This is a genomic window from Microcystis sp. M113S1 (assembly GCF_020246945.1).
Classification (GTDB): domain Bacteria; phylum Cyanobacteriota; class Cyanobacteriia; order Cyanobacteriales; family Microcystaceae; genus Microcystis.
The window spans coordinates 1-2,611 of the sequence record NZ_JADBSA010000044.1 but is presented as its reverse complement, the minus strand read 5'-3'; the positions used below and the strand labels follow the sequence as shown (position 1 = coordinate 2,611).

Annotated in this window: 1 protein-coding gene; it reads right to left on the bottom strand. The window is 45.8% G+C overall.

All coding sequences use genetic code 11. The features are described from left to right. Positions 1-339 precede the first annotated feature (339 nt). A complete protein-coding gene (locus tag IM319_RS02780) occupies positions 340-2,391 on the bottom strand; it encodes an NAD(P)H-quinone oxidoreductase subunit 5 (RefSeq protein ID WP_287734556.1) in 2,052 nt (683 codons plus the stop codon). Positions 2,392-2,611 lie beyond the last annotated feature (220 nt).

Here is a 2,611-nt window from a genome sequence, read left to right as displayed (position 1 = left end):
GTGATAATTGTACCAGAAGGCAATTGATAGCCTGTTAAATTCCCTTGTTTCCACCACCTCCAAGCCGTTCGATAACTTATTCCTGTTTTTTTTGCCTAGTCTGATAGTTTCGTGTTCACATATTACCATGGCTGGCTATATCTGACTATATTTGTATTGAAACTTTACAATACCATTTTTCTAAAGTAATGGCAGAAATGGTTAATTGCCCTCACCCCCAACCCCTCTCCCAGAACCGATCTATTAATAATTTAGTATTACTGCCTGCTATAAACCAAAAAAACTGCTGAAAAAAGGGGCTTTGCGCCCCTAAAAATCTTTAGTCAAGGGATTAAAAATTTACACCAGACTATAGACAATTACTAAACCCAAAACTGCGGCAAAGACAATTAAAGCGTAGAATTGGGCGCGACCATTTTCGAGGTATTTGAGACCTTCACCACTGACAAGAGTAGCTAAACCGGTTAAATTCACTGCCCCATCAATAACGCGATAATCCACTTCCATAATTTGCCGCGCGAGACGACGACAACCCTGGACGAAAACTCGATCATACAGATTGTCAATGTACCATTTGTTCAGGGAAAAACGATACAAAGCGGGGAATTTTTCGGCAATAGTTGCGGGTTCAATTTTCTTCTGGAGATACATCAAAGAAGCGACAGTAATCCCGATTAAAGCAATCCCTACGGAATTACCCGCCATGATTAAAAACTCTGTCCAATCAAAAGCATGAACTTCTTCCACCACTTCGTTAGGAACATGAATAAAACCCTCGAAGAAATTCTGCCAAGGTTTACCCACCAAACCGATTAACAAAGAGGGAACCGCTAAAATCATGAGAGGTAAAGTCATAGTAATTGGCGATTCGTGGGGTTCCTGGGCATGATGGCCGTGGTTGTCTTCTTCCTGCGCTTCCGAGTCTAATTGCTTAACATTCATTGCCCCCGGTCCAAAAGCCGGAATCGCACCCGCATTGGCTAACAGTCGGCGTTTAATCTCCTTATTAGTACCTCTAAACTCCCCTTCAAAGGTGTTAAAGTACATCCGGAACATATAAAAAGCCGTTAAACCCGCAGTACCCCAACCGATTAACCATAAAGCTGGGTTCGCCTCAAAAGCTAAACCGAGAATTTCATCCTTCGACCAGAAACCGGCGAAAGGAGGAATCCCACAGATGGCCAGAGTTCCCACCAGGAAAGTTAGGGCAGTAATGGGCATATACTTGCGTAAACCGCCCATCATCCGCATATCTTGCGCTAAAACCGGCTCATGACCGACCACATCCTCCATACCGTGGATGACGGAACCGGAACCGAGGAACAACATCGCTTTAAAATAAGCGTGGGTCATCAGGTGGAATAACCCCGCACTATAAGCACCGATACCCATAGCCATAACCATGTAACCCAATTGGGAGATGGTGGAATAGGCTAAACCCTTTTTGATATCATTCTGAGTGAGGGCGATACTTGCCCCTAGAAAAGCAGTAAAGGCCCCCGTCCAAGCAATTACCGTCATCGCCGTGGGAATTGGCTCAAAAACGGGATACATCCGGGCAATCAGGAAAACTCCGGCGGCCACCATGGTAGCGGCGTGAATCAGGGCCGAAATCGGGGTCGGACCTTCCATGGCATCCGGTAGCCAGACATGAAGGGGAAACTGGGCTGATTTGGCCACGGGTCCAAGGAAGACTAAAACGGCGAATAATGCCGCTAAACTGCCGGCAATGGCTCCAGAAGAGACTAATTCCTCTAGACGTTCACCCATGATATCAAACTCGAAGCTGCCGGTTGCCCAGAAAAGACCCAGCATTCCCAGTAATAAGCCAAAATCGCCGACGCGGTTGGTAACAAAGGCTTTTTGACAGGCATCGGCGGCCGCCGGACGAGTGAACCAGAAACCTACTAGCAGATAGGAACACATCCCCACCAATTCCCAGAAAACGTAGATCTGGACGAGATTGGGACTGATGACCAAACCGAGCATAGAACTGCTAAAAATGCTCAGATAGGCGTAAAAACGCACATAACCGGGGTCGTGGGCCATGTAACCATCGGTATAAATCATCACCAAAAAGGCTACGGTGGTGACGATAACCGACATTAAAGCACTGAGGTGATCGATCGTATAACCCATTTTCAAGTGAAAGTTACCCGCCGATGCCCAATCGATCATTTGGTTGTAGGGAGCGTGTCCATTGATTTGACTCCACAACAGCGCAAAAGACAGCACCATCGACGCACCGAGGGTAGAAATGATCAATACAGCATTCACCTGTCGCAGACGATTGGTGACTTCATTAAAGGAAATTAAGCCCGCACCGACTAGGGTAGCGCCTACCAAAGGCAGGACGGGAACTAGCCACGCGTACTGATAAAGCGGTTCCATTCAGTAATACCTAGTTTACAATTTCACACTATTTGGTTTATCTTCATCTATTGTGACATAGGTTAATTCTTAAGAAAGTGTTTATCGAAAATTTGGGTTAAAACCCCGTCCTTTTAGGACGGCTTTAAGCTACAATGGAAAAAGCGATAACCAAGCTAAAAACTGAACCTTGACAACAGATAGTAAGGGGTTTCGTTCAGAAAAGACTTCAAATTCGGCC